The organism is Paracoccus methylarcula (assembly GCF_003007735.2).
Classification (GTDB): Bacteria; Pseudomonadota; Alphaproteobacteria; order Rhodobacterales; family Rhodobacteraceae; genus Paracoccus; species Paracoccus methylarcula.
Map to the genome: position 1 here is coordinate 75,848 of NZ_PXNQ02000008.1, position 22,382 is coordinate 98,229.

The 22,382-nt window shown below is 61.8% G+C and carries 22 protein-coding genes and 2 pseudogenes; 6 read left to right on the top strand and 18 right to left on the bottom strand.

All coding sequences use genetic code 11. The annotated features are described in order from the left end of the window. Window positions 1–157 precede the first annotated feature (157 nt). The 6 genes from A7A09_RS13465 to A7A09_RS21550 all read right to left on the bottom strand — a co-directional run bounded on the left by A7A09_RS13465 (window position 158) and on the right by A7A09_RS21550 (window position 3,650). Entirely contained in the window at window positions 158–1,153 is a 996-nt protein-coding gene (locus A7A09_RS13465; RefSeq protein ID WP_245999340.1) for a fatty acid desaturase, read from the bottom strand. 40 nt (window positions 1,154–1,193) lie between these two features. Further along, a complete protein-coding gene (locus A7A09_RS13470; RefSeq protein WP_106691891.1) occupies window positions 1,194–1,451 on the bottom strand; it encodes a DUF982 domain-containing protein in 258 nt (85 codons plus the stop codon). A gap of 149 nt (window positions 1,452–1,600) precedes the next feature. After that, entirely contained in the window at window positions 1,601–1,807 is a 207-nt protein-coding gene (locus tag A7A09_RS13475; RefSeq protein ID WP_106692037.1) for a cold-shock protein, read from the bottom strand. Between the two features lie 252 nt (window positions 1,808–2,059). Continuing rightward, window positions 2,060–2,866, bottom strand: coding sequence for a transglutaminase-like domain-containing protein (locus A7A09_RS13480; protein ID WP_106691892.1), 807 nt, complete (start codon window positions 2,864–2,866; stop codon window positions 2,060–2,062). A 129-nt stretch (window positions 2,867–2,995) separates the two neighbouring features. Beyond that, window positions 2,996–3,349 (bottom strand): hypothetical protein, encoded by a 354-nt coding sequence (locus A7A09_RS13485; RefSeq protein WP_106691893.1) that lies wholly within the window; start codon window positions 3,347–3,349, stop codon window positions 2,996–2,998. A 139-nt stretch (window positions 3,350–3,488) separates the two neighbouring features. Next, the gene (locus A7A09_RS21550) at window positions 3,489–3,650 is read right to left on the bottom strand and encodes a hypothetical protein (protein ID WP_245999341.1); all 162 of its coding nucleotides are present in this window, start codon (window positions 3,648–3,650) and stop codon (window positions 3,489–3,491) included. A 357-nt stretch (window positions 3,651–4,007) separates the two neighbouring features. Here A7A09_RS21550 and A7A09_RS13495 point away from each other — a divergent pair, with 357 nt between their 5' ends. Then, on the top strand, window positions 4,008–4,433 hold the full coding sequence (locus A7A09_RS13495) for a hypothetical protein (RefSeq protein ID WP_106691894.1): 426 nt from the start codon (window positions 4,008–4,010) through the stop codon (window positions 4,431–4,433). A gap of 22 nt (window positions 4,434–4,455) precedes the next feature. Here A7A09_RS13495 and A7A09_RS13500 read toward each other — a convergent pair whose 3' ends face one another. Then, a complete protein-coding gene (locus A7A09_RS13500) occupies window positions 4,456–5,190 on the bottom strand; it encodes a Crp/Fnr family transcriptional regulator (RefSeq protein WP_106691895.1) in 735 nt (244 codons plus the stop codon). Between the two features lie 150 nt (window positions 5,191–5,340). Here A7A09_RS13500 and A7A09_RS13505 point away from each other — a divergent pair, with 150 nt between their 5' ends. Next, on the top strand, window positions 5,341–5,577 hold the full coding sequence (locus tag A7A09_RS13505; RefSeq protein ID WP_106692038.1) for a hypothetical protein: 237 nt from the start codon (window positions 5,341–5,343) through the stop codon (window positions 5,575–5,577). Between the two features lie 365 nt (window positions 5,578–5,942). On the opposite strand, the pseudogene A7A09_RS22240 reads toward A7A09_RS13505, so the two are convergent. Together A7A09_RS22240 and A7A09_RS13515 are read right to left on the bottom strand one after the other, a co-directional pair. Next, window positions 5,943–6,254 (bottom strand): annotated as a pseudogene (locus A7A09_RS22240) (phage integrase central domain-containing protein); the annotation flags it as partial. A gap of 47 nt (window positions 6,255–6,301) precedes the next feature. Beyond that, complete coding sequence (locus tag A7A09_RS13515; protein WP_148043667.1) at window positions 6,302–6,487, bottom strand: hypothetical protein; 186 nt, start codon at window positions 6,485–6,487, stop codon at window positions 6,302–6,304. Between the two features lie 356 nt (window positions 6,488–6,843). Between A7A09_RS13515 and A7A09_RS13520 the strand changes: the two genes are divergently transcribed. Beyond that, the gene (locus tag A7A09_RS13520) at window positions 6,844–9,000 is read left to right on the top strand and encodes an esterase-like activity of phytase family protein (RefSeq protein ID WP_106691898.1); all 2,157 of its coding nucleotides are present in this window, start codon (window positions 6,844–6,846) and stop codon (window positions 8,998–9,000) included. 74 nt (window positions 9,001–9,074) lie between these two features. On the opposite strand, the gene A7A09_RS21555 is transcribed toward A7A09_RS13520, so the two are convergent. From A7A09_RS21555 to A7A09_RS13530, 3 genes and pseudogenes are all read right to left on the bottom strand, one after another. Next, complete coding sequence (locus A7A09_RS21555; protein ID WP_245999342.1) at window positions 9,075–10,535, bottom strand: hypothetical protein; 1,461 nt, start codon at window positions 10,533–10,535, stop codon at window positions 9,075–9,077. 98 nt (window positions 10,536–10,633) lie between these two features. Further along, window positions 10,634–11,368: a hypothetical protein gene (locus tag A7A09_RS21560; protein ID WP_245999343.1), complete on the bottom strand. Its 735-nt coding sequence runs from the start codon at window positions 11,366–11,368 to the stop codon at window positions 10,634–10,636. A 195-nt stretch (window positions 11,369–11,563) separates the two neighbouring features. Beyond that, window positions 11,564–13,158 (bottom strand): annotated as a pseudogene (locus tag A7A09_RS13530) (lysine--tRNA ligase). A 92-nt stretch (window positions 13,159–13,250) separates the two neighbouring features. Between A7A09_RS13530 and A7A09_RS13535 the strand changes: the two are divergent. Beyond that, window positions 13,251–13,673, top strand: coding sequence for a tellurite resistance TerB family protein (locus A7A09_RS13535; RefSeq protein WP_106691899.1), 423 nt, complete (start codon window positions 13,251–13,253; stop codon window positions 13,671–13,673). Window positions 13,674–13,709: 36 nt separating this feature from the next. Here A7A09_RS13535 and A7A09_RS13540 read toward each other — a convergent pair whose 3' ends face one another. The 5 genes from A7A09_RS13540 to A7A09_RS13560 all read right to left on the bottom strand — a co-directional run bounded on the left by A7A09_RS13540 (window position 13,710) and on the right by A7A09_RS13560 (window position 19,105). After that, window positions 13,710–15,746, bottom strand: coding sequence for an NADH:flavin oxidoreductase (locus A7A09_RS13540; RefSeq protein ID WP_106691900.1), 2,037 nt, complete (start codon window positions 15,744–15,746; stop codon window positions 13,710–13,712). Between the two features lie 209 nt (window positions 15,747–15,955). Beyond that, window positions 15,956–16,636: a TetR/AcrR family transcriptional regulator gene (locus A7A09_RS13545; RefSeq protein ID WP_106692039.1), complete on the bottom strand. Its 681-nt coding sequence runs from the start codon at window positions 16,634–16,636 to the stop codon at window positions 15,956–15,958. A gap of 117 nt (window positions 16,637–16,753) precedes the next feature. Then, entirely contained in the window at window positions 16,754–17,527 is a 774-nt protein-coding gene (locus A7A09_RS13550) for an amino acid ABC transporter ATP-binding protein (protein WP_106691901.1), read from the bottom strand. 29 nt (window positions 17,528–17,556) lie between these two features. Further along, on the bottom strand, window positions 17,557–18,228 hold the full coding sequence (locus A7A09_RS13555) for an amino acid ABC transporter permease (RefSeq protein ID WP_106691902.1): 672 nt from the start codon (window positions 18,226–18,228) through the stop codon (window positions 17,557–17,559). 121 nt (window positions 18,229–18,349) lie between these two features. Further along, window positions 18,350–19,105, bottom strand: coding sequence for a transporter substrate-binding domain-containing protein (locus A7A09_RS13560; protein ID WP_211341132.1), 756 nt, complete (start codon window positions 19,103–19,105; stop codon window positions 18,350–18,352). 185 nt (window positions 19,106–19,290) lie between these two features. Here A7A09_RS13560 and A7A09_RS13565 point away from each other — a divergent pair, with 185 nt between their 5' ends. Next, window positions 19,291–20,472 (top strand): low temperature requirement protein A, encoded by a 1,182-nt coding sequence (locus tag A7A09_RS13565; RefSeq protein ID WP_245999344.1) that lies wholly within the window; start codon window positions 19,291–19,293, stop codon window positions 20,470–20,472. Next, entirely contained in the window at window positions 20,469–21,122 is a 654-nt protein-coding gene (locus A7A09_RS13570) for a potassium channel family protein (RefSeq protein WP_106691905.1), read from the top strand. Before A7A09_RS13565 ends, A7A09_RS13570 begins: the two co-directional genes overlap by 4 nt. Before the next feature lie 84 nt (window positions 21,123–21,206). Here the strand turns inward: A7A09_RS13570 and A7A09_RS13575 are convergent, their stop codons facing one another. After that, a complete protein-coding gene (locus tag A7A09_RS13575) occupies window positions 21,207–22,220 on the bottom strand; it encodes a purine-nucleoside phosphorylase (RefSeq protein WP_106691906.1) in 1,014 nt (337 codons plus the stop codon). Between the last annotated feature and the right edge of the window lie 162 nt (window positions 22,221–22,382).

Below are 22,382 nucleotides of genomic sequence, written 5' to 3' on the forward strand. Positions count from 1 at the left end.
CCAACGGACGCACGGATAGTGCAAAGTCGCATGGAAACCGCGCCGCCTAGCTGATCCACATCAGTGGCCGGTAAAATCTCTCCGGCTGACTTCTGCGGCCAGGTCTTGCGACGCTTCTGCGAACGGAGGATGGCTGTTCAGGTAATCTGCGCGAAAGTCAGGCGGTGACGGAGCGGGCATCCGCAAACGACATTAGCCTGCGGCTCTTTTCGTCCCAGAGATGAAGCCGGGCGCAGCGGAAGCTTTCCCAAAGCGTGATGCGCTTGGACTGTGCGAGAAGATCGTGGTCCCTGATCGCCTCGCCAAGGCGGTAGAAGGGAATGCGGCTGGCCAGATGATGCACATGATGAACGCCGATATTCGCGGTGATCCATCGCAGGATGCCGGGCAGGTCGTAATGCGAACTTCCGCTGAAGGCAGCATCATGCAGGTTCCAGTCTTCCTCACTGTCCCAGACCGTGTCTTCGAACTGATGCTGAACATAGAAGAACCATACCCCCGTGATCGCCGCCAATATCGTTGTCGGCAGGAACACGAATAACAGCACCTCCAGGCCGCCCAGCCAAACGATCAATGCCAGAACCACGCCTATCGCCGCGTTGGTCGCCAATGCGCTGAGCCAATATCGTCGCCCCGCGCGCATCTGACCGATGGGCAGGCGGTTTTGCAGGAAAAACAAGTAGACCGGGGCGATTCCGAACAGAAAGACCGGATTACGGACCAGCCTGTACATGGCCCGGCCGAGCCATGATTTCTCTCGATATTCCCTGACTGTCAGGGTCGGCAGGTCACCGGTGCCGCGCCGGTCCAGATTGCCGGTGGTCGCATGGTGGATCGAGTGATTTTTCCGCCATACGTCATATGGCGTCAGCGTCAGGACTCCGAGGCATCGACCGATCCAGTCGCCGAGCGGGCGATGCCTGAAGAACGCGCCATGGCCGCAATCGTGCTGGATCATGAACAATCGCACCAGGAAGGCCGAATTTACCAGGGCCAGCGCGCCCGCCAGCCACGGGCTGATCGCGAGCGTCCACCAGGCGAGGGCCCAGATTGCCACGAAGGGGCCAAGTGTGACGGCCAGTTCGAAAATGCTGCGGGTGAGGATCGGTTCACGATATTTAACGAGGATCCGGGTCCATTCAGAAGCTTGCAACCGGTAATCTTTCATTTGGAGTTACGCCGATGCCTTGTTTTCAAGTCATCTGTTGTGAATGGCCACTGTCCGGGCGCGCGATGCCACCCGGCATGAAGCCGGCGCTTCTCGCGGCCGAGAGAAACGCCTTGCGTGCGTCTTCGACCGTCACCAGGCAATTCATTGCGGCATCGATGCGATCGAGCGCAAAATCGCGGTTGTGATCGGTGACCGGCCATTTCCTGCGAAGCCAGTAAAATGCCTGTTCAATCGTGCTGATCTTTTGTGTGTCGCCTTCGGGTGAAACGACGAATGTCATGGGATTCCCCCAGTTGATCTCTATCAAGTCCTGTCCGTTCAGATAGTATTCGCAGTGGCCGTCTCTGAAGTTCAGAGGGCCATATGAATGGAAGAAGGCGGGACCAGTCCAAGGACTGCCCCCGCCTTCCAGTTGATTCAAGCAAGGGCTTATGCCAGTGCGAGATTGATCGCGGATTCGCGGCCGTCCCGGCCGTTTTCAACGTCGAAAGTCACGGCCTGCCCATCGTTGAGCTCTTGAAGCCCGGCGCGCTCAAGCGTGGAGATGTGAACGAACACATCCTTCGAGCCATGCTCGGGAGCGATGAAGCCGAAGCCTTTTTGGGAATTGAACCATTTCACGGTGCCATTGGCCATCGTGATGTCTCCTGGTTTGTTCGCCATCCACAGAATGCGATGGCCCGGCTCAGAGTCGTCTAGAGATCGCCTGAGGCCGTTAGGAAACAGAAGGTCGAAAGAAGATGCTTTGCACCTCCTAGGTGGGGATGCGCCGATTCCATTACAAGCCCCATGGCGGAAAACTTCGATAGGGCAGCTCAGCGCCTCTTGTTCCCGCTCATCGTTGGAACGTTCCCATGGCTGCAATATGCTCGGATCGGCCCTCACAGGCTATTCCATTTCTTCCGTCCAGACCTGGAATTCCGTCAATCTGTTCTGGCCGAATGTGTGGACCAGTGGGACATCTGCGGCGTCGCGTCCGCGGGCGATGAGAATACGGGCAATCCGTGGCGCATTGTTGCGCGGGTCGAAGACCCACCATTGTCCGGCCAGATAGACCTCCATCCATGCCGCGAAATCCCCGGGGGGATGTGGCTCCGGTTCACCGATATCGCTGAGATAGCCAGAGCAGTAGCGTGCCGGGATATTCATGCAGCGGCTGAAGGTGATTGCCAGATGCGTGAAGTCACGGCAAACCCCGCGCCCTTCGGCCAGGGCCTGGGATGCCGTGCGAGTTGCAGATGCCTGCTCGTAGCCAAAGCGGATATGCTGGTGCACGAAATCGCAGATGGCCTCGACCCGCGCCCAGCCAGGGCTGGTGTGCCCGAACAGCCGCCAGGCTTCCTCGGACAAGAGGTCAGTATCGCAGTAACGGCTTCCGAGAAGAAAAACGAGCGTCTCAAAGGGCAGTTCCTCGACAAGATGCTGCTTCAGGTCAGGTGAAACAGGATCGGTGGCGCCGGGATCTCGGAATATGCCATCCGTCGACAGGCTGAAATCACCTTCGGGCGCAACCAGCCGGGTGCACCAGTTCCCATATCCGTCCCGGTAGCTGTCCAGTGGGACAGCGGGGGACGTGATCAGGTAATCGGGCCGCTCCAGATCGCCAAAACGGGAGTAATGCACATTGAGCATCGCAATCATCGGTGTCGGTTGCGCAAGCTCATATCGGAAATGGCAGCCCAGGCTAATCCGCATGGATAAGATCCTTTCGGCTTGCATATCGGAGGCGCGACCTGTGCCCTTCGTCACAAGCAGAAAGGCCCGGCAGGAACCATTGCAGCAAGAATATGCTTGAGTTTGCCATTCGATCCCGGCCAGCCGTTATCAAGAAGCGTCAAGTTCGAGCGCTGCGACGCAAGCCTGCGCCAGATCCCGGTTGGGTTCCTCCGAACCGGGGACAGTCGCCCAACCGGTTTCCATCAATGCGCCGCGCCTTTGGTAGTTCGAGGCTTCCTGTATCGTCGCGATTTTCAGTGCCCGGTCCGCGTCGCTGCGGGACATGCCGACACAGACCGGGACCAGTGCCGCGATCACATCGTCATGGGCCATGGCCATGGCCATCTTGTTGGCGCTCCCGCCGGTGACCCAGCCACCCCAGGTGAACCCGACGACGCCGACAAAGACCGCGCCGATCATGGCTCCGTAGATGCCGGGTTTCAGCCATTCTGGTGTGTTCATTTCAACTTCTCCTGCTGTGCATGCGCCGCGTCGCGATGATCGGCGGACGCCCGATCGCGGTTGAGCGTCGTTTCCAGATCCGTCCCGGTGATTGGACGCATCTCGGTGATGCCGGGCCTGCCGTTCCGTCCTCGAACCATCAGATAGGTCGCTGTTCGGCGATAAGCTCGAAACTCAGTCCCTGCAGAAGTTCCTCTTCCACGAGGACCTCGTATTCACCTGCCGGCAGCTCATCCTGGTAACCGGGCAAGGTGAATGGGCAAGCAAATGTCACCATCGACGAGGTCGATCGCATGTTCATCCGGGGCCTCCGCGAATTTCATACCTGCTCGCACCACCTGGCGCCGTCAGCTTGATGGCGGAGTCGGAACATGGCCTGGCAGTATGGAACAGGCTACTATCGACCCGGCCGTCCCATGCTGATCGGTGTTAGCTTCCCTCGAATTCTTTTGCGATCTGGCCCGGTCACGGAAAACCGCGATCAAGGAACGGAATGTCCCCGCCCGATCCTCGACTGATCTGCATCAAGGCGGAGCCGAGCTTGAACTGGTAGGGTCGAGGTGATCCAGAAATATTTCCCCACGCGTTCGGTCAGAACCTCGTCACATGTGACGGTATGGCCTGACAGCTCGTCATCCGTCGAAAGCAGGAGAACAGGATGTCCACGGCCAATTATCTGAACCCCGACGGAAGCGATTTCGATCTCTTTCTATATGCCACGGTAGGCGAGGATCGGGACGGGCATGATGTGACCGTTCTCTCGACACTCGCGAGACTCGGGCTCGATCCCTGGAAAGAGGCATCGGAACTTGCGATGCTGTCACGGGACGCCGCGCATGATCGCCTGAGTTCGGTCCTGTCGGGATTTCGGGATGTCCCCGTGCTGCTTCTTGAGCATGCAGCGGTTGCACGCGAATTGACCCGGCTGCTTCCCGAATATTCGTCCTCCCGTGCCTCAACGACAATGGAAACCTTGGAAACGCCATGGACAATGATCTCCGGCGGCAAGATTCTCGCCATTGCGATGATCCTGCTGATTCTGGCACAGATATTCTTCCTGGGCGGAGCCGGAACCGGAGAGTGATGCCGGCCCGAATGGAGTTCCTTCACTTCAGGAGCGGTCCCGTCTGATCCAGATATGCCGGATCGAACTCTGCCAGTGCGACCAGACGATCGTAATCGTGGAAAACCACCTGCCCATCCCGGAACGTCACCAGCCCCTTCTCCCGGAGTTGCCGCAGAACCCGGTTGACATGCACGGCACTCAGCCCCAAGGCATCTGCGAGGTGATATTGCGTCAAGGGGCAGGCATATCCTGCCTTGCTTCCCAACCCGACAAGCGCCAGCCGGGCTCCGAGTTCGAGCAGGAAATGGGCCATGCGCGAATCCGCGTCCCGCCGTCCGATGCCGACGAGATGTTCGACAACCATCGCCTCGTCCCGTGATGCAGCCCAAAGGATGGCCGCCGCCAATCGCGGCGTTTGCGCGAAGGCGCCCAACAGATCGCTTACCAGAACCTCGGCAGCCTGAACTTCACCGATAGGCTCGATACTATGATCCGAGGTTTGAAGCAGGACGCTGCGCAACCCCAGGAAATCTCCGGGGATCTGGAAGTCCACGATCTGACGGGTGCCATCGGGTAAAATCTTGTAGGAGCAGACCCAACCGGCTTCCAGGATATAGGCAGCGTGATCCGATTGTCCCTGATGGACCATGTCCCGTCCGGCGACAAAATTCCTGCGGCGCTGGTGCAAACGCATCAGGGTTGCGAGCTCGTCGGAGGACAAGGCGACGAAGGCGGCCAGTTTTCGGGCAAGCGGGCTATGTTCGGTTGCGCTCAAGAACCACTCCGGAATTAATGTTGAATTGCCGAGAACCTCGGGATGAGACTGCTTTCGATCAGCCCAGCATACCGCAATTCCTGCAAGGATGACGATGTCGTCAGGGCGCCATCTGCCCTGATCACTCTTCCGCAGAAAGGATGGCCCGGCATGTCTGGCCAGACAGATTATTCAGGAATTGCAGCTCTTTCCATCTGCGAAGCGCTTTTGCTTGCCTTGAAGGACAACGGGCTGCTTCCAGAACACGAAATCATTGGCGTTCTCAGCGATGCCGCGTCAACCCACGAAAACGCGATCGGATCGGATGCCGACATGGAAATGCACCGCGCCGCCGCTGAGCTGATCAATCTGATCATCATTGGCGGGCACTCGGTTCTACGGTCATGAGGGAACGCTCGCCGTCCACGCCATGGAGTCAGACCGGGAACGAAAACGGCCTGGATGCGGCGCGGTTCTCGTGAAGACATCGTGGGACTCGACTGTGAACCTGCGTGCAAAATTGCCCCCGTAGCGGGGTGATCGGCATCCAAACATGCACGCCGATTGACAAGCATCACGAACTGTCGGGTTTGTTCTTCGCATGGAACGTCCTGCAACCAGCGCCAGAATTCCGGCATCCGTTCCCATGACAGAGATCCGAAGTGACGGGTATGACGACGGACGGAACCATAGGCGGCAGCCGCATCGAATTGCGCGGGATTGACTGCAACGTCATATTCCAGAATCGCGAGGTCAAAGACTTCGCGGATACGGCCAAGGGTCCGGTGGGCCGTGACATGTTTCTCACGCCAGATGGGACGCAGTGTCTGGACCACCTCGCGGCGGGAAATTTCGCCGATCAGTCGATCACCCAGAGCCGGGAAGACATAGGTGAGCATGGTATTCCAGCTCTGGTCGATGGTCCTCTGGCTTCTGAGGCCGAGCCGCTTGCGCTCGAACCAATCGCGTGCGACCTGCCGGAATGGGGTTGCTGAACGTGGCAGGTCCTGTGGCGATGCGGACGGAGAGGGCAGGCATTCGGCCTTCAGGGCACTGCGGATCTGCTCGGGGGACCAGCCGCGCATTGCCTGAAGCCGCACCCAGACCGCCAGATCCCGCGCGACCTTAAGGCTCAGGTCGGGAAAATCACCGAGTCCGATTCAGACCCTGCCAGCTTCTCCTTTCGCCTTGTGCACCTGAGTTTGAAACGATTTCTTTCCAGATGGATAGAGCCTGAGATAGAGCCCGGCTCCGTCCCCATGCGTTCCTTCTGTAACCCGTGGCGGGCGGCTTCGATCTGTTTGACGGTCAGTGTCATGTTGTTCTCCATCCGGTGTTACCGTGATTGGAGAATGATAACAGACGGCATCGAACTGTTCTAAATCCGCTTGGAGCCGCAAAATGTCCGTTGATGGAACTAATTTATTGAATACAGATCATTATCTGGATGCAACAAGGGCGCATGAGGTGTCCTGATGGGTGATCCCTGATTTCTGCCTGCCCCCCGGCGCCCCCCGGAGGTATTTGCCCAAAGAAGAAGAGCGATCCCGTGGGATTTCCTTAGCTGCCCCGAAACATCCACTCACTGTCATTAACCTGTCGCATGAGCGTCGCGGAACCGTCGCTTTCCCAAGTCACAACCGCCGGGAGAGAACTTTCCCGGAGATCATAGCCATGCGTCTCATGTTGACGTCATTCGTCACGCTCGGCCTGGCCGCGCCCGCCGCCATTGCCGAGCCGGTTTTCAACCGCATTTCCAGCTTTCCCACCACCGCGAATTTCGCGGAAGGCGAGGACAGGACGCAGGAAACCAGCGCCGAGATCATGGCGGTGACCGGGGACGGCAACACGCTGATCTATTCCGACAGTCCGCTGGAGGCGCTCGGGCTGATCGATATCTCGGACCCGGCCGCGCCCATGCCGCTTGGCCATATCGCCATGGATGGCGAGCCGTCCACCACCGTGATCGTCGGCGGCACGGCATTCGTCGGGGTGAATACTTCGGACAGCTTTACCGAACCCTCGGGGGCGCTGCGCAGCGTCGATATCGCCAGCCAGGAAATCACCGCCAGCTGCGATATCGGCGGTCAGCCGGATTCGGTCGCGATCAATGGCGATGGCAGCCAGATCGCCATCGCAATCGAGAACGAGCGCGACGAGGATGTGAATGACGGCGTCATCCCGCAGATGCCCGCCGGTTTCGTCGTGACGATCCCGGTCGCTGATGGCACCGCCGATTGCGCCGGGCTGAAGCGGATCGAGCTGACGGGATTGGCCGAGCTCGCGGGCAGTGATCCGGAACCGGAATTCGTCTCTTATAACGAGGCGGGCGAGTTGGCCGTCACGCTGCAGGAGAACAACCATATCGCGATCATCGGAGCGGATGGAGAGATTGCGGGTCATTTCAGCGCGGGCAGCGTCGATCTTGACGGGATCGATACCGAGGATGACGGCCAGATCACCCCCACGGCCAGCCTGTCAGAGGTCCCGCGCGAACCGGATGCCGTGGCATGGCTGGACAACGACCACCTTGTGACCGCGAATGAGGGCGACTGGAATGGCGGCAGCCATGGCTTCACGATCTGGGGCAGGGATGGCAGTGTCGTCTATGACAGCGGCAACCTGCTGGATCACGAACTGATGAAGCTGGGCCATTACCCCGATGGCCGCTCGGACAACAAGGGCGGCGAGCCCGAGGCTGTGATCACCGCGCAATATGACGATACGCCGATGATTTTCGTGGCCTCTGAACGCGGCAGCATTGTTTTCGTCTTCGATGCCAGCGATCCCGCCGCACCGCGCCTGGTGCAGGCCCTGCCTTCCGGGGTCGGCCCCGAGGGGCTGGTCGCGATCCCGCAGCGCAACCTTTTCGCCACCGCGAACGAGACCGATCTGGGTGAGGACGGCGGCCCGCGCGCCCATGTGATGCTCTATGAGCGCAAGGATACGCCCGCCGCCTATCCGACCATCACCTCGGCCGGTGCGGATGAGCTGATCCCCTGGGGCGCGCTGTCCGGCCTGGCAGTCGATCCGACCGATCCGGCGCGGCTCTACGCGGTCAGCGACAGCTTCTATTCCGCCGCCCCGGCGATCTTCGCCATCGATGCCTCGCAAAGCCCGGCTCGGATCACTTCGCGCCTTGTCGTCAGCCGCGATGGTGCGCCCGCCGAAAAGCTGGATCTGGAGGGGATCGAACCGGACGGGCAGGGTGGTTTCTGGCTGGCCTCGGAAGGCAATAGCGAGAAGGACATCCCCCACGCGGTCCTGCATGTCGATGCCGAGGGAGCGATCACCGGGGAATTCGGACTGCCCGAGGCGCTGGCCGAACATGAAAAGCGTTTCGGCTTCGAAGGCATCGCGCTGGCGGAAGGCAAGCTTTGGCTTGCCGTGCAGCGCGAATGGGGCGACGATCCCGAGGGGCAGGTCAAGCTGCTGCAACTGGATCCGGCCAGCGGCGAATGGTCAGGCCTCCGCTATCCGATCGAGACGGGCGAGGGCTGGGTCGGCCTTTCCGATCTGGCAGTCCACGAGGATGCGCTCTACCTGATCGAGCGCGACAACCTGATCGGCGGCAAGGCCGCGCTCAAGCAGATCACCCGTGTCGATCTGGCCGGTCTGCAGCCTGCCCCGCTCGATGGTGATCTGCCGCTGGTGGACAAGGAAATCGTGCGCGACCTGATCCCCGATCTGAATGCCCCCGGTGGTTATGTCCAGGACAAGGTCGAGGGGCTGGCGATCACCCCCGAGGGAACCGCCCATGTCGTCACCGATAATGACGGCGTGGATGACAGCTCGGGCGAGACCCATTTCTGGTCCTTCCAACTGAACTGACCGGAAAACTGCCGTCCGTCCCTTGGGATGGACGGCGCGAACAGGCGCGCCAATCCCGGTGCCGTCCGATCCCGTCAATGCGGCCGGTCCATCCGCGCCTGGAACGAGACCCGCCCCTTGAGCGCCGTGGCCCAGTGCAGCCGGACCTGGCGCTTGCCGCTTCCGGTCTGGGTCTGCACCCAGGGCATCCCGGCGACTTGCTTTCCCGCCGCATCGGTCAGCGGGCTTTCGGCGACGACCGACTCGACGGATTTGGTCCAGCCGCTGAAGGGCAGGCCGCTCAGGATGGTAGAGGTCCATCGCTGCGAGGCGCTTTTCTGTTCATGCGTGACCAGCAGCGGATTGGCGACATAGGTCCTGATCCCGTTGAAGCTGTTGCCCGCGAATATCACGTTGCGCATGTTGTTGTAGTCCAGGTCGGCGATCGACTTGTCCACGCGGTCTATCCGGTCGATCTGGCCATCCAGCGACTTGAAGACATTGCTGGTCACCATCAGGCCGTGAACGAAATGGCCGCTGCCATAGGGCTTGATCGTCAGCCATGTGAACCATGGCGCGGTATTGCTGGTCAGAAATGTGTTCCCGGTGATCGTCAGCCCGCCGAAACTGAACTGCTTGCCGTCGAAATCCGGGCGTTCGCTATGCTCGTTGGTCCATTCGATCGAGGCATTGTCGATGTAATTGCCGGTGACAGTGACCTGCACATTGGTCTGGGTCAGGACAAGCCCGGCATAGCGCAGCCCATCCGTGGTGCCATCGCCCTGGAACCAGTGATTGCCGCTGATGATATGGCCGCCGCCCTTGGCGACCATGAAATGCGCGAAACGGACAAAGCGGTTGTTGCGGATCTTCACGTCATTCGCGTTCACATTGATCGCGACGCTGCGGCGTTCCTGCGCGGGCAGCCCCAGCTCATGCGAGATGAACTGGCAGCGATCGACCAGCATGTCCTGGCAGCCGCGCCCGATCGAGGTGATCCCGCGATCCTTCGGCCGGGTGATGTAGCAATCGCGTATCGCGATCATCTGCCCCTTGATCGGTAGCATGATGGCGCTGGCGATGCCCTGGCAATTGATGTCCAGGTCGTCGAAATTCACCCGGTCGATCTGGTCGAGCCCGGAGAAGTCGAAGACATAGCGGAACCGCTCGAAATCATATGCGCGGGTTCCCGCCCCGCCATGAAGCGGTTGCGACAATTCCAGCCGTGCCCCGCGGATGTCGCGGCCCTTCACATAGACCTCGCGCCCCACGCCACTGCCGGTGACAAGACTGCCGATCTCGATCGCAGCGATATTCTTGACATCGGTCAGTGCCAGCGGATCGGCGGGATCATAGCTTGCCATGCTACTGGCCTTGCTGCTGTTCCAGGCCTCGCCGGGCATGGCCAGGATGCTGCCATTGGTGATCACGCGGCGGTTCGAATAAGCTTTCAGTTCCGGCGCCAGTTTCTTGAAGTCCAACGGTTCTGTCAGCTCAACGCGCCTGCCGCAAAGGTCCAGCGCGACATGGTCGCTATAGCCCAGCAAGGCCTGCAACGCCTTTTTCAGGCCAAGCGTCTCGTCGCCGAACGCGTCCGCATAGCTCGGGTAATCGAAGTTCTTGAGAAGCGATATCCGGGTCGAGGCTGGCGTTTTCAGGGTGCCCCTGAAGCGGATCGGGGAATTGATGCTGAGATTGCGTCGATGAAATAGCGCCCCTCGGGCACCAGGATCCGGCCGCCTTTCGCGGCCTGGTCGGCGGCGATGAAGGCATCGCGGTCATTGCTGACGCCATCGCCCTTTGCGCCGAAATCCAGCACATCCACCCAATCGATCAGCGAGGGGATGAAGGCCGGGGTGACATCCTCGATGCGGATCGATTCGATCCGCACCGCGCTGCCATTCGCACCGAGAAGATCGATCCCGAAATGTCCGAGAGAGGGGCGCAAGCCCCAGGCCATGTCCACGCCCCGCCGCGCCCCGACGCCGACGATGGCGCTGATCTCGGCCACCTCGCCGTAGCGGTCGATGGCAAGGGCCGGGCCGGTCTCGGTCAACCCGCTCACGTGACGCCGCGATGCGTCGCCCGGCCAGCCCGCGATCCGCGCGCTGCATGGCGGCCCGGCGACCAGCTTGATCCGGGCCGAGACCCGCAGATAGACGCCGGGAATGATCGGAGTGTCACCGCGATAGCGGATGCGCGTGGTCGTTTGTTCCTTGAGGATTTCCAGGCAGCTGCCGAAATGCCGGTCGTCCGGCACGATCCCGGCGTTATGGGCCCCGGCCCAGCTCGTGTCGCTCCCGGTTCCGTCGTTCCGGCCCCAGATATCGAGCCCGGCGCTGAATGCGGGCGGCATCAGCAGGATGTCATTGGTGATGGCGATACTCATGTCCTGTCTCCCCGAAGCGGTGGGCGGCGGCCCGAGGGAAAGCCCCGCCTTGCCCGCGAAGAGATAGTTCATGTCGTGTTAACATGGCTTGAACCATGCGCGCGTTGCGACTTTGGTTCGCGCAACGGCGTGGCTGGGAAGGGGGCTGTCCGCCCCCACCCGGCCCGGTGGGGCCGGGCTCCCCCGAGGATATTTTTATGAAGAAGAAGCGGGCGTAAGCAATTCGCCGGCCAGCGCCCGCTCGATCAGGCCGCGGGTTTCCTCGATGCCGTAAAGCGCGATGAAGCCGCCAAAGCGCGGGCCCTGGTTCGCGCCCAGAAGCACTTGATAAAGCGCGCTGAACCAGTCGCGAAGCGGCTCGAAGCCATGTTCCTTGCCGATGGCGAAGACCATGGATTGCAGCGCCTCGGCGTCAGCGGGCTGATCCCATGCGGCAAGGCGTCCGGCCAGATCCTCCATCGCCCGGCGCTCGACATCGGAAGGGGCGCGGAACTCGCGGGTCGGGGCGACGAAATCCTTGAAATAACGCAGCGCGAATCCGGCGGCCTTGTCGAGCCCGGGATGGGTTTCCGGGCTGGCCTCCGGCGCATAGCGGCGGATGAAGCCCCACAGACCCTCCTTGCCCGAGGCCCCCGCGACCGAGGCGAGGTTCAGCAGCATCTGGAACGGCACCACCATGTCCGAGGCGGGCACGTTGTCGCCATGGATATGCCGCACCGGGTTGGCAAGCTGCTGTTCGATGCCCTGGTCGGGATAGCGCGCAACTGCTGGTGATACTCGTCCACGGCCTTGGGGATGACGTCGAAATACATCCGCTTGGCGGTTTTCGGCTTCTGATACATGAAATAGGAAAGGCTCTCGGTCGCCGCATAGCTCAGCCATTCATCGATCGACAGCCCGTTGCCCTTGGATTTGCTGATCTTCTGTCCATCCTGATCGAGGAACAGCTCATAGGTGAAATGTTCCGGTTTCCGGCCGCCCAGGATCTCGCAGATGCGGTCATAGATCGGCGTGTTGGTCGAGTGGTCCTTGCCATACATCTCGAAATCCACGTCGAGCGCAGCCCAACGGGCACCGAAATCGGGCTTCCATTGCAGCTTGACCTGTCCGCCGGTCACCGGCAGCGTCGTTTCCTGCCCGTTCTCGTCGTCGAAAGTGATCGTGCCGGCCTGCGCATCGACATTCCTGATCGGCACGTAAAGCACCCGCCCGCTTGTCGGGCTGATCGGCAGGAAGCAGCTATAGCTTTGCTGCCGTTCCTCGCGCAAGCTCGCCAGCATCACCTCCATGATCGCGTCATAGCGTTCCGCCGCGCGCAGCAATGTCGCGTCGAACCGGCCCGAGCGATAGAAATCCGTGGCGCTGATGAACTCGTATTCGAAGCCGAACGTGTCCAGGAAGCGCCGCAGCATGGCATTGTTGTGATGGCCGAAACTGTCATATTGCCCGAACGGATCGGGCACCGAGGTCAGCGGTTTCTGCGCGTGCTGGCGCAGCATCTCCTGCTGGGGGACGTTGTCGGGGATCTTGCGCATCCCGTCCATGTCGTCGGAGAAACAGATCAGCTTGGTGGGGATGTCGCTGATGATCTCGAAGGCGCGGCGGATCATCGTCGTCCGCGCCACCTCGCCAAAGGTGCCGATATGCGGCAGGCCCGAGGGGCCGTAACCCGTCTCGAACAGCACGAAACCCTTTTCGGGGGGCTTTTTCTCGTAGCGTTTCAACACCCGGCGCGCCTCTTCGAACGGCCAGGCCTTCGAACTCATCGCGGCATCGCGCAGGGTGGTCATATCGTCTACTCCTGTTCCGGGGCCTCGCCGCCTTATTGAAAGCTTACCCGATCGTCAATAATGTAACCACCAACCTTGACGGAGACGTAACCATGACGACCGAACTGCCTTCCCTTTCACCCTGCGACGCGCTGGTCGCGGTGATGGTCGCCATGTCGGCCTCGGATGCGAATATGCGCACGTCCGAACTGGTGGCGATCCAGCGCATGGTCGATCATGCCCCGGTCTTCGCCGAATATGACGATGACCGCATCCGCCCGGTCAGCCAGACGGTCATGGCATTGTTCGAAGAAGAGGACGGGCTCGACGCGCTGTTCGGCCTGATCCGCGATGCCCTGCCCGAGAAACTTTACGAGACCGCCTATGCGCTGGCCTGCGATGTCGGCGCGGCGGATGGGCGGCTTTACGAGGGCGAAATCGCCCTGCTGGCCGAGATTCGCGACCAGTTGAGCATCGCGCGCCTGCATGCAGCCGCCATCGAATTGTCGGCGCAGGTGCGTCACAGGGTGTTGTAGGACAATCCGGGCCGCCCTCGGGCGGTCCCGGCTGCGTCAGAGAACCTTCACCAGCCGCAGCGCATCGTAGATCGCGGCATGGGTGTTGCGCGCGGCCACCGCGTCGCCGATGCGGAACAGTTGATAACTGCCTTCCGGGTTGCGCCGGACCTGCTGCGGCTCGCCTGCGACCAGCGCCTCGTAATCCACCTCGCCCAGGTTGACCGAGCCGGGGCGCAGGTCGAAATAGATATCGTCCAGCGGCCTCGTGCCGTGATTGACCACGACCTGGTCCACCCGCCGCTCGCGGCTGACGCCGCCGTAATCGCTGCCAATGGTGGCGAGCAGTTGATTGCCCTCGCGCCGCACCGCGTCGAGCTTCCAAAGCACGGTGAATGTCACGTCGCGCTGCTGCAATTCGCGCATCGAAGGCGTCAGCGACATCGCCATCACCTCGGGCGCGAAATTCCGGTCGCGGGTCATGATCTCGACCCGTGCGCCGGTGGCGGCGATCTTCTCGGCTGCCTGCAGTGCGGCATAATCGCCCGCATCGTCATAGATCAGCACGTTCTGCCCCGGCTGCGCGTCCCCGGACAGGATGTCCCATGCCGAGACGGTCAGCGAGTTGGCTTCCTCCAGCAATTCCGTATGCGGCAGCCCTCCGGTCGCCACGATCACCACATCCGGCTGCTCCGCCCGCACCGTTTCAGCGTCGGCGAAGCTGTTGAAGCGGAAGGTCACGCCCATCCGCCGGCATTCCTCAAAACGCCACTGGATGATCTGCATCATCTCGGCCCGCCGTGAGGTCTGGGCCGTCAAGCGGATCTGCCCGCCCGGATCATTCGCCGCCTCGTGCAGGATTACCTCGTGCCCCCGCTCGGCGGCGACACGCGCAGCCTCCAGCCCCGCCGGCCCGGCTCCCACGATCACCACGCGGCACCTGGTTTCGGCCTTTGTGATCTCGTGCGGCTGCTCCAGCTCGCGTCCCGTGGCCGGGTTGTGCAGGCACAGTGCCATGCCGCCCTGGTAGATCCGGTCAAGGCAGTAATTCGCGCCGACGCAGGGGCGGATCCGGTCCTCTTCGCCGCGCATGATCTTGGCCACGATATGCGGATCGGCCATATGCGCGCGGGTCATGCCGACCATGTCCAGCTTGCCGCTGGCAATGGCGTGGCGGGCGGTGGCCACGTCCTGGATCTTGGCGGCGTGGAAGGTGGGGAACTCGGTCGCTGCCCGGATCTCTCCGGCGAAATCCAGATGCGGCGCGGATCGCATTCCCTGCACCGGGATGACGTCGGTCAGGCCCGCATCGGTATCGATATGCCCCTTGATGACATTGAGGAAATCGACCATGCCGCAATCCTTCAGGCGGCGCGAGATCTCGAGCCCGTCCTGCTTGGTCAGTCCGCCCGGCAGATCCTCGTCCCCCGTGTAGCGGACACCGACGATGAAATCCGGCCCCACCCGGTCGCGGATCGCCCTCAGCGTGTCAAAGGTAAAACGCAGCCGGTTGTCGAGACTGCCGCCGTAAGGGCCGTCCAGCTCGTTGGTCAGCGGCGACCAGAACTGGTCCATCAGGTGGCCATAGGCCTGCAATTCGATGCCATCCAGCCCCGCCGCCTGCATCCGTTCGGCCGCGTCGGCGTAATCCTCGATGATCCGGGCGATGTCCCAATCCTCGGCCTTCTTGGGGAAGGCCTTGTGCGAGGGTTCCCGCTCATGTCCCGCCGAGACCACGGGCAGCCAGTCGGCCTTGTCCCACCGGGTGCGGCGGCCCAGATGGGTAAGCTGGATCATCACCGCGCAGCCGTGATCGTGGCATTCGTCGGTCAACTGCTTCATCCAGCCGACCACCTCGTCCTTCCATGCCAGGATATTGTTGAAGACCGGCGGGCTGTCGCGGGCGACCGAGGCCGATCCGGCAGTCATGGTCAGCGCCACCCCGGCCCGCGCCCGCTCGGCATGATAGGCGCGGTAACGTTCCTTGGGCATGCCATCCTCGGGATAGGCGGGCTCGTGACTGGTGATCATCAGCCGGTTCTTCAGCGTCAGATGCCTGAGCTGATAGGGCTGGAGAAGTGGATCGCTGGACATGGAGACCTCCCTGGCTATGGGGAGGATTCCATGAAATGTTCATTATTGTCAATTAAAAGTTCAGTTATGTATATTTTACGAGGTGGGCTTGGGCGGCATGTCGATGCCTCATGGCGCGGACGGGTTGATATTTGACAATGATCCTAGGCGGATCGCGGGTAACCGCGACGCCGTCTTGCTCTTGGTTCAGCCGTTTGATCGGTGGTCGCTTACGCCTTGCCTGCGGGCAGATCCGCACCGCTTTCCCGCGGCGAATATCCGTGGCGCGCGTGAAACCGGGCCAATTCGCCGGGCAGGGGCGCGTGACCCGAGAAGATCTCGACATAGCGGGGGATGCGGGCCATGCGGGTTGGCAGGCTTTCCCGCACCTGCATCGAGATATAGCCGATCTGCGTCAGGTAGACCGTGCGCGCCCGCGTATCGGCCTCGTCCGCCGGATAGCCGAAACGGTCGAACATCGCACGGATCGCCGCGAGGCGGCGCTCATCGGCGGCATTGACGCGGGCCATCACCGGGGCGGATTGATGCGCCCAACCGCGCACGGCGAAATCCAGGCGCGGCTCGAAAACTGTCTCATCCAGGAACACGCCGATCAGGTTCAGCACCGCTTCGGCCGGTGTCTCGGCATAGGCATTGCAAGCATCGATGAAGGCGCCGGTATTCTTGGCCTCCCATTCTTCCAGAAGCGCGTCGAGAAGGGCGTTCCGATCCTTGAAGAACCAGTAAAAGCTGGTGCGAGAGATATTCAGGCTGCTGGCAAGCGGCTGGATCTTCACCGCATCGAGTCCGGTATCGAGAAAAGCCCGCTTGGCCGCCCTCAGCCAAAGCTCGCGCGAGCCGCGCCAGCCGGATGTCTTCACGTCCTCGTCCGGGTTATCCGTTATTCCCATGGCCCCGAGCATAGGTCTGGGGTCAGATAGTGGCAAGATAAATAAACACTTGTGAACTGTAGCTCGACATACCTGCTTATTTCCGGCTCCTGCCGCGCCGGGAAGGGGGATGGTGGATCAGTGCTTGAGGACGCGGGACAGGAAGCTTTGCGTCGAAGGGTGCTGCGGGGCGTCGAAGATCTGCTCGGGCGGCCCTTCTTCGGCGATCCTGCCCTTGTCAATGAAGATCACCCGGTCGGCGACCTCGCGGGCGAAGCCCATCTCGTGGGTCACGATCATCATCGTCATGCCCTCCCTCGCCAGTTCGCGCATGGCATCCAGCACCTCGCCGATCATCTCGGGATCCAGCGCGGATGTCGGCTCGTCGAACAGCATCAGGCGCGGCTCCATCGCCAGCGCCCGGGCGAGCGCCACCCTTTGCTGCTGACCGCCGGAAAGCTGGCTGGGGTATTTGTCGGCCTGATCGCTGATCCCCACCCTCGCCAATAGCCGCCGGGCGGTGGCGGTGGCGTCGTCCTGGCTCCAGCCGCGAACCCGCATCGGCGCCAGTGTCACGTTGTCGAGCACGCTCAGGTGAGGGAACAGGTTGAACTGCTGAAAGACCATCCCGACCTCGGTGCGGATCTTCTGCAATGCCCTTGTGGCCTTGCCATTCGGCAGCAAGGTATTGCCATCGACCTCCAGCTCGCCCTGCTGGAACTCTTCCAGCCCGTTGACGCAGCGGATCAGCGTCGATTTGCCCGAGCCGCTGGCGCCGATGATCACCACCACCTCGCCGGGAACCACCGTCAGGTCGATATCCTTGAGCACGTGCAACTCGCCGTAATGCTTGTTGAGCTTGCTCAGGCTCACGATGGGCGTGGCGTCCGGGGCCGGCTTTTCATGCGTCATGTCGGGATGTCCTTCTGTCGTCGGCCCGGTCATTGTCCCACCAGTCCCTTGCGTTCAAGCAGGCGCAGCGCGATGGACAATGACAGGGTGATCGCCAGGTAGAGCAGGGCGACCATCAGGTAGACCTCAAGCGCGGTGAAGGTCGTGGCGATATATATCTGTCCCTGCCGCACCAGTTCACCCACCCCGATGACCGAGAACAGCGAGGTGTCCTTGATGCTGATGATGCCCTGGTTGCCGAGCGCCGGGATCATGCGCCGGAAGGCCTGCGGCCAGATGATGTCGCGGAATGTCTGCACCCGCGACAGGCCAAGCGAAAGACCGGCTTCGCGCTGGCCGCGCTCGATGGATTGCACGCCGCCGCGGACGATCTCGGAGATATAGGCGCCGGAATTGACGGCAATGGCGGCGATACCGGCGACCAGCGCGTTGATCGGACCGCCGAGGAGCTGCGGCAGGCCATAGAAGATGAACAGCACCTGCACCAGCACCGGCGTGCCCCGGAATATCTCGATATAGACGATCGCGGGCCAGCGCAGCCATGCACTCGGGCTGATCCGCAGCAGGCCGAAGAAGATGCCGATGAAGAACCCGATGGCCAGCCCGCCGAAAGAGATCAGGAGCGTATAGGGAATGCCCGCCACGAGATGGGGAAGCGAGGCGAAGGCCGCCTGCCAGTTGAATTGGAAAGTGACGTCCAAGAGGGACCTCCGTCAGAATACAGTCAACGCTTTCCACGGGATGAAGGGCAGGCAGCGCGGCGGGTTCAATGACAGGGGGCCGGATCCAGCGATCCGGCCCCGCATGATCAAGGCGCGAGGATCACTCTTCGCTCGCGCTGCCGAACCATTTCGTGTGGATCTCGTCATAGGTGCCGTCTTCCTTCATGGCGGCGAGTGCCTCGTTCACGGGCTCCACCCATTCGCTGTCCTTGACCAGGACGATGCCATATTGCTGGCCCTCGTAGAGCGGTCCGACCGTCTTGGTGCGGCCCTCTCCCTGGGTCTGCGAGAAATAGCCGACATTGGGCGCGTCGTAGAAGACGGCATCAGCGCTGCCGCCAAGCAGGGCCATATACATGTCGCTGGAACCCGGATAGGGCGTGATCTCGGCGCTGTCGCCGAGGTTCTCCTGAAGATAGTCGTAGCTGGTCGAGCCGATCTTGGTGGCGATGGTCTTGCCCTCGAGATCCTCGACGGTCTCGATGCTGTCGTCATCGGCGCCAATCAGCAGGCGCAGGCCGCTGTCATAATAGGGGTCCGAGAAATCGACGATCTCGGCGCGTTCATCGGTGATGGTGATCCCGGCGATGGCGATATCGACATTGCCGGTCTGCACGGCGGGAATGATGCCGTTGAAATCCATGGTCCGCATGTTGATGTCGAACCCGGCACGCTCGGCGACCTCGTTGATGATGTCCATGTCGAAGCCGACCATCTCGCCGGAATCCTGGTCCATCATCTCGAATGGCACGAAGCTCGGGTCGGTGACGACATCGAGGGTCTCTTCCTGGGCATTGGCAATTCCGGCGAAGCCCAGACCCACACCGAAGCAGGAAAGCAGGAAAAGCGTCTTCAATGGGTGTCTCACAGGTTGTCCCCCTAGCCAGAATGTCCGTGTAACCGCGCCACTATGTCGGTCCGCATGGAGGGCGTCAAGTTGACGGGGCGTGAGGCAGATTCCGTGAAACCCGGTATTTGCAGAATGGCGGGTTTCGGGGATAGTCAACAGGAATTGAAACGCCCAGCCCAAGGACCGAATTCGTGAGTCAGCCTTTTCTGCATCACCTCATTCCGACACGAGCGCTCCGCCAACTCGGTGCCGGGGACAATCCCCGCGTCACGAATATGGAGCTGTTCTTCGATCTCGTTTACGTCTTCTCGATCATTCAATTGTCGCATTTCCTGCTGGCGCATCAAGACTGGCTCGGCGCGCTCGAGGCGGCGACGCTGTTCGCCGCCGTGTGGTGGGCATGGAATTACACGGCCTGGGCCACCAACTGGCTGGATCCCGATCACGCCAGCGGCCGGGCGCTGATGGTCGTGTTGATGGGCTGCGCGCTGCTGATGGCCGTGGCGATGCCCGAGGCCTATTCCTCGCGCGCGGGGCTTTTTGCCGGCGCCTATGTCGCCATGGCGCTGATCCGCGCGGGATATATGGCGATCCTGTTCCGCGGTCAGAGGATGGGCCGCAACTATGCCCAGCTTTGCGCATGGAGCGGGATCTCGGGGCTGTTCTGGATCGCGGGCGCCCTGCTGCCCGAACAGCGTGTCTGGCTGTGGATCCTGGCGGTGCTGCTGGATTACGCCGCGCCCTATCACGGCTTCTGGCTTCCCGGCAAAGGCGCGACACCGATGGAAAGCTGGCCGCTCAGGGGGCTGCATCTGCTGGAACGCAACCAGCAGGTCTTCATCATCGCATTGGGTGAATCGATCCTGCTCCTGGGCGGGATGCTTGTCGATCATGCCCTGGATACGGGGATCGTCCTGGCCGCCACGATCGGGTTCTGCCTGATCGTTTCCCTCTGGTCGATCTATTTCGTGCAACTGACCGAAGAGGGGGAGCATCGCTTTGCGCATGGCTCCGATCACACGAAACTCGCCCGTGCGGGACTGGCCTATGCGCATGGGGTGATGGTGTGCGGCGCCATCGTCGTGGCCGTCGCGATCGAGATGATGGTCGCCCATCCCCTGGACACCGTCCATGTACCGACGGCGCTTGTCGCCGTTGCCGGACCCGCGATCTTCCTGTTCGGCAGCACGCTCTTTCATCGGGTCATGTCGCAGGGGATGCGGCCCGCATATCTTGCCGCCGTCGCCGCGCTGGCGCTTTGGGGATTCGTGGCGGTCAAGCTGCATCTCGCCGGTCTCTGGCTCGGGGCGGGGGTGCTGGTGGTGATGGCGGTCCTGGCGCTGTCCGGCCGCTCGAAAGGGACCTGGGGATGAGGGAGCCCCTGTCCGCCCGTCACGGGATCGCGGTCAATACCGCGTTCCTGCTCGCGATCCTGCTGCATAACCTGACCTATCCGCTGTCGGGGGCGGGCGGCGCATGGCCCGCGATCTTCTACCTGTTCTACGCGGGGATGTTCGTTGCCGCCACATGGGCGCTGACCGCCGACCCATATCTGCGGGGCGCGGTCACGGTCAGCGGCATCGCGGTGCTGATCGCCGGTCTCGTCAATTCCTACGCCCCCGGTTCCTCGGCGGCGCTTGCCGTGTTCCTGACCTCCATCGCCTATCACGGGGCGATGTGCGCCGTGCTGGTTCTCTATACCTTCCGGACACGTATCGTGATGGCCGATGTCGTCCTGTCCGCGACATCGCTTTACCTGGTCATCGGATCGGGTTTCGCGGCGATCCTCGCGCTGATCGAGTGGCTTGCCCCCGGTTCCTTCGTGGCGAGCTCGGGGGCGGAGATCACGTGGCAGCAGATGGTCTATTACAGCTATGTCACGCTGACCACGCTTGGCTATGGCGATATCACGCCGGTCGGGTTCTATGCGCAGGCATTCGCCTCTTTCGAGGCGGTGCTTGGTGTCCTCTACACGGTGATCCTGCTGTCGCGGCTGGTCGGGCTGCATGCGAGCGGGAATTGAGGCAGGCTGATGGAGGGCGGCGCCAATGCGGGACCGCCACCCGAGCCCCGGATGGCGTCAGCCAGATGGCCAGCGGCCAATGGCTCAGTTTTCCTTCGGGACGCCGTCCGCCCATGCCTCCCAGTTCGAGACGATCTCCTGCGCCAGGGCATTGCCCACGCGGAAGGCATTTTCCGTGGCCGGGCCGAACCCGCCGGAATCCGCGCCAAGGGATTCCGCGGCTGTCTGCCCTTCGGCCTGCCGGTCGAAATTCGAGGCTGTCCGGAGAACGGCAATGCGGTCGAAATCGATCTTCCCGGCCTGCGCCGCCCGCTCCAGCGCGGCAAGCGTCGCATTGTCCTCCATCTGCGAGGTGCAATAGACGCCATTACCCCCGGTCAGGCGCGCGACGCGGTTTTCCATCTCTTTCGCGATGATCGCGCCATGCCAATAGGTGTCGGCCGACAATGTGTCGCATGCGCTGACAAAAGGTGCCCCTTGCGCCGTTTCGGCAGTATATGTCGCCCGATATTCCGCCGCTTGCTCGCTATCGGCAAGTTCCGTGTCCTTGGTTATCTCCAGCGCGCGTTGGGTCAGATCCGCGTTCAGCTCGTAAAGCTCGGTTCCGGCGGTCCAGCCGTCTTCGCCCCCCGGCTCGGAGGTGCCAAGGGCAAGGGAACCGCTTTCCCAGGTTTCGGGAATCTCGCGGGGGTCGATCAGGTGACGCAGACCGGCATCGACGACATATCGCGCCCAATGCGCGGAGCCCAGGGTGCCTTCTTCGGGATCCACTCCGGCGATTCCCGCGACAAGGACATAGCTGTCGCGGAGATCCACCCTGTCGCTCAGCGCGACGGCGGCGACCGAACTGGCGGCATTGGCGAAACCCATCGTCGTTGTCATCACGCAAAGATCGTCATTGCATGACAGGGCTGGTGCGGATTCTGGCAGGCCGGGAATGGCGATTTCCTCGGACAGGTCGAGATTGTCGAGCCAGGGCTGCGTCTCGCCGTCGAACATGGTGATCACCAGGACCTTCGGGTCCGGCAATTCCTGGGACAGGGCCGCCATCGGCAGCAGGGCGGTGGTTGCGATCAGGGCTGCGGATTTCATCGACATCAGGGATTCCCGGTTCTCAAAGGTGACGGATCAGTGGTCTTGACGGTATCGGCCATTGCCTAGCCGAGTTCGCCTTGGAGGCGCAATCTCGGCAAAGCCCTCGCGCAGATGTTTCGGGCTCATGCCCACGCAAGAGGCAGGAAGGGCCATGTCATGGCCCTG